Raw genomic sequence first — 4,332 nt, forward strand, 5'->3', positions numbered from 1 at the left:
CCATTTCCAATAAGATATTCTGAGCTTCGAGTTCAGCCATCACCTCATAATATTCTTGTTCAAGCTTTGGAAATTTCTCACGGCACGCAGTTTGTTCTGTGCAGTCTTCTAACATGGCGTCAAATGCGTCAGCACCATGTTGACCAAAAGGACCAATAACAACCTGAGGTGGTGCAATTGCGTCTAAAGTAGCGGTACGAACTGAGCCTGGAGCTTCACGCAAATAAGTCAGCCCTACCCGGGTGCCGTACGATCCGCCATACAAATTCAGCTGCTCAATTCCTAAGTGTTCACGTACCCGTTCGAAGTCTTTTACCGCATTAACGGTGTGATATTGGGTTGTATCAGTATTAGGGTATTGCTTCAGGCATTCACGGCTCAACTCTGCAAGGTCTTGCTCATCGTCAGCGCGAATGAGTTCATCTGGCCGCTCGATATCGCATTTCAACGGATGACTTTTTCCTGTGCCGCGTTGATCGATTAAGAGAATATCCCGCTTCTGGCGCACTCCCTCAAACATTCGCGCTATCATTGGCGCAAGCTCTGTCGCCGCCTGCCCGGGCCCGCCTGCGAGAATAAGCATTGGATCAGCCTTGGCGCCTTCCTGAACTGCCGGCAGTACGGCGTAATAAATGCCGATATGCTTGCCTTCAGGCTGGTCATAATTTTCCGGAACTGACACCGTTCCACAATGCAATTGTTCCTGCACGCCGGGAAGATAACAGCTTGCAGCTTCGGTTGTTTTTGTCTGTGCCAAACTGCTCAGCGGAGCTAACCCCAATAACAGTACCGGCAAAGCTCGTGCCATCCATTGTTTCATAACGATTCCGTTTGTTTGCGTAACGGATCTATTGTCGTAGAGAACGGGGAAGAATTACAAGGTAAGTTACTGATTGAATTGTTAGAAGATGTAAAAAAGCCCGCAAACAGCGTTTGCGGGCTCTTGAAATACGCAATAAGTCTTTTAATTAAAAGCCAGCGCGTTCTTTAATTGCCTGAGCGATGGCAGTGTCGCCATGACCGTTAGACTGAGCCCACTCGTAGTCGCCTGAGCTTTGCAGTTCATCTACTGACAGACGACCAACGATGAAGCTACCAATTTCTTGTGAGCCGTTCGCCATTGCGAATTGCAGTAAGCTTTGTCCATTACACTGGATGCCGCTGTAGATATCACGTACACGGACACGAGAGTCACGCAGTTTCTTACGCATACGCATGGTGTCGTCACCTTGTACGTATGTGCACAAGCTCAAAGCTAATTCATTTGCTTCTGCGCTTTTTGAGAATGTTGCGCCTGTCGCTGCAACAGCAGCCATCAAGGTGCCTAATACAATCGCTTTCATGTAAAACCCCATCACAAGATTGTTCAAAAATTCATCAGGGATGATACTACGAACTCAAGCTTGCTGCAATGGCCTAAAATTGTTGTAAGTTACTGAATTTATAACTTCTTATTAACGTTTCCTGTCGAAAATAAGGGTACTGAAGTTATGTGAATTACGCTCGTCGGCGGCAAAGTTTTGCCGCTCTACCTCTTGCCAATCAGCGACTTGGAGATAGTCGGGAAAATAGGTATCGCCCTCAACATTTAGATCTATTTTAGTAACATATAGGCGGTCTGCGAGCGGTAAAAATTTTTCATAAATTTTTCCTCCACCAATGACCATAAGTTCATCGACCGGGCCTGCAGCCGCAATAGCTTGTTGCACACCAGATACCCAGATGACCTGACTGTCCTGATTTTCCGAACGATCCGTTCGACGGCTTAGAACGATATTTTTGCGCCCGGGTAAAGGTCGGCCAATTGATTCAAAGGTTCGTCGACCCATAACAATTGGCTTACCCAAAGTAATTTTTTTGAAATACTGCAACTCATCCGGAAGATGCCATGGCATTTTATTGTCTTTGCCGATAACCCGGTTATCTGCCATTGCAACCACAAGTGAGATTTTCATTCGGCGATACCCTTAATACGTAGCCTGACGTTTACGCCAGGAAACAATATCCCACCTGACATAAATGTCAGGCTACTTCTGATAAATCACTTCGACGTCGTGATCGTCATCATCGTCGTCGTCTTCGTCATCCTGCTCTTCTTCCAGCACTTCTTCGTGGTAGGTATCCCACATAAACTCAACTGGATCGGCTTCTTCCTGTTGTTCCGTGCTAGGTGCAGGTAAGGTCTCAAGGTACGAGATAACCTCACGACAAAGAGCATCACTGCCGCGTCCTTCTAACGCCGCAATTTGGAATACCGGGCCGTCCCAGTCCAGCGCTTTAACCAGCTCATCAACTTTTTCCTGAACTTCTTCGTCCAGCAGTAAGTCGACTTTATTGATGACCAGCCAACGCGGTTTTTCTGCCAGTTTAGGACTGTATTTTTCCAGTTCATTGATGATGATACGTGCCTGTTCTGCAGGGTCGGTCTCATCAAAAGGTGCTAAGTCCACCAAATGCAGCAGTAAACGACAACGCTCCAGATGTTTCAGGAAGCGAATACCCAGGCCAGCGCCTTCAGCGGCACCTTCGATAAGACCCGGGATATCGGCAATAACGAAACTTTGATGTGGTGCCGGACGCACAACCCCCAAATTAGGTATTAACGTGGTAAAGGGGTAGTCCGCTACTTTAGGACGCGCCGCTGAAACCGAACGAATAAAGGTCGATTTACCGGCGTTTGGCATACCCAGTAAGCCCACGTCGGCCAGCAACATGAGTTCAAGTTTTAATGAGCGCACTTCACCCGGAGTACCATCGGTTTTCTGCCGAGGAGCACGGTTCACACTGCTTTTAAAACGTGTATTACCTAAACCATGGAAGCCGCCTTTGGCGACCATTAACCGCTGACCATGTTGCGTCAAATCGCCAAGAACTTCGCCGGTGTCGACGTCGGTAGCGCGAGTACCCGGAGGAACCGGCAGCACAATATCGCTACCGCGTTTACCCGTACAGTTTTTACCCATACCATTTTGCCCGCGCTCCGCTTTATGGAAGCGCTCAAAACGATAGTCGATAAGGGTATTCAGGTTTTCATCGGCTTGCAGGTAGACATCGCCACCATCGCCGCCGTCACCACCGTCGGGACCACCTTTGGGAATGTACTTCTCGCGACGGAAACTGATACAACCATTACCGCCGTCACCCGCATCTACGCGGACTTCTACTTCATCAACGAATTTCATCGCAATTTGCTACTTATCACTTAGAGAATACTGTGCAAAATTCTAGCACATATGAAAAAGCCCCGCCGTAAGGCAGGGCTTTCAGAACCGAAACTTTTCAGTTTATGTTCACGTTATTAGTCAGTAATAACGCTCACAAATTTACGGTTTTTGCTGCCCTTCACTTCAAAAGACACTTTGCCTTCTGAGGTTGCAAACAATGTATGGTCTTTACCAATACCTACGTTCGCTCCCGCGTGGAACTTAGTACCACGTTGACGAACCAGGATGTTGCCTGCTAATACAGACTCACCACCGAAGCGCTTAACACCGAGACGTTTACTCTCTGAGTCGCGACCGTTTTTAGTAGAACCACCAGCCTTTTTATGTGCCATGTCGTTACTCCTTAATTAGCTGTTGATACCAGTGATTTTCACTTCCGTGAACCACTGACGATGGCCTTGTTGACGACGAGAGTGCTTACGACGACGGAACTTAACGATTTTAATTTTATCGCCACGACCGTGATCAATCACTTCCGCTTTCACTTTACCACCGGATACGAACGGAGCACCGATGTTTACATCGTTGCCGTCAGAAACCATCAAAACCTGGTCGAATTCAACTACATCACCGGTAGCTGCTTCCAGTTTTTCCAGGCGGACGATTTGGCCTTCAGACACACGGTGCTGCTTACCGCCACTTTGGAATACTGCGTACATATTATTCTCCACAACCCTATTGGGCATCCAAATTCAAATCAGGGCGCGAATTGTACGTAATCCCGCCAGCGATCGCAACCCTTTATTTGAACTTAAAGGCTACGCCATCTGCCGCGCTTTGAGTTTCCGCGCCGCCTTAAATAGTGTACCATCCCTTTTCCGTTAAATTTTGTAAATAAACAGATATCTATGATGGATATGCAGTCCATTAACGCATTAGCCAAAGACGATATGCTTGGCGTAAATGCTTTAATAGGTGAACAACTTCAATCGGATGTTGCCTTAATTAACCAGTTAGGCCTCTATATTGTCAACAGTGGTGGTAAACGCTTACGCCCACTGCTTGCCATATTAGCTTGCCGAGCCCTGGGTTATGAAGGTAACGACCACCGCAAACTAGCGACAATTATCGAGTTTATTCATACCGCGACCCTGCTGCACGACGATGT

At 47.4% G+C, this 4,332-nt stretch carries 7 protein-coding genes; 1 reads left to right on the forward strand and 6 read right to left on the reverse strand.

Annotation, left to right across the window (positions count from 1 at the left end):
- The 6 genes from B3180_RS04415 to rplU form a co-directional block, all read right to left on the reverse strand.
- The coding region (locus tag B3180_RS04415; protein WP_286843260.1) for an alpha/beta fold hydrolase at positions 1-820 on the reverse strand (820 nt) is incomplete at its 3' end.
- A 148-nt stretch (positions 821-968) separates the two neighbouring features.
- Positions 969-1,343, reverse strand: coding sequence for a DUF3718 domain-containing protein (locus B3180_RS04420; protein ID WP_199493701.1), 375 nt, complete (start codon positions 1,341-1,343; stop codon positions 969-971).
- A gap of 111 nt (positions 1,344-1,454) precedes the next feature.
- Positions 1,455-1,955: a type 3 dihydrofolate reductase gene (gene folA, locus B3180_RS04425; protein WP_222236474.1), complete on the reverse strand. Its 501-nt coding sequence runs from the start codon at positions 1,953-1,955 to the stop codon at positions 1,455-1,457.
- A 72-nt stretch (positions 1,956-2,027) separates the two neighbouring features.
- On the reverse strand, positions 2,028-3,182 hold the full coding sequence (gene cgtA, locus B3180_RS04430) for an Obg family GTPase CgtA (RefSeq protein ID WP_222236473.1): 1,155 nt from the start codon (positions 3,180-3,182) through the stop codon (positions 2,028-2,030).
- Positions 3,183-3,298: 116 nt separating this feature from the next.
- Entirely contained in the window at positions 3,299-3,556 is a 258-nt protein-coding gene (gene rpmA, locus B3180_RS04435) for a 50S ribosomal protein L27 (protein WP_054489947.1), read from the reverse strand.
- Positions 3,557-3,571: 15 nt separating this feature from the next.
- Positions 3,572-3,883 (reverse strand): 50S ribosomal protein L21, encoded by a 312-nt coding sequence (gene rplU, locus B3180_RS04440; protein WP_011233736.1) that lies wholly within the window; start codon positions 3,881-3,883, stop codon positions 3,572-3,574.
- Positions 3,884-4,075: 192 nt separating this feature from the next.
- Between rplU and B3180_RS04445 the strand changes: the two genes are divergently transcribed.
- Positions 4,076-4,332: polyprenyl synthetase family protein (locus B3180_RS04445; RefSeq protein WP_414654024.1), on the forward strand; the 257-nt coding region annotated here is incomplete at its 3' end.

It is taken from the genome of Idiomarina sp. UBA4206 (assembly GCF_002383015.1).
Classification (GTDB): domain Bacteria; phylum Pseudomonadota; class Gammaproteobacteria; order Enterobacterales; family Alteromonadaceae; genus Idiomarina; species Idiomarina abyssalis.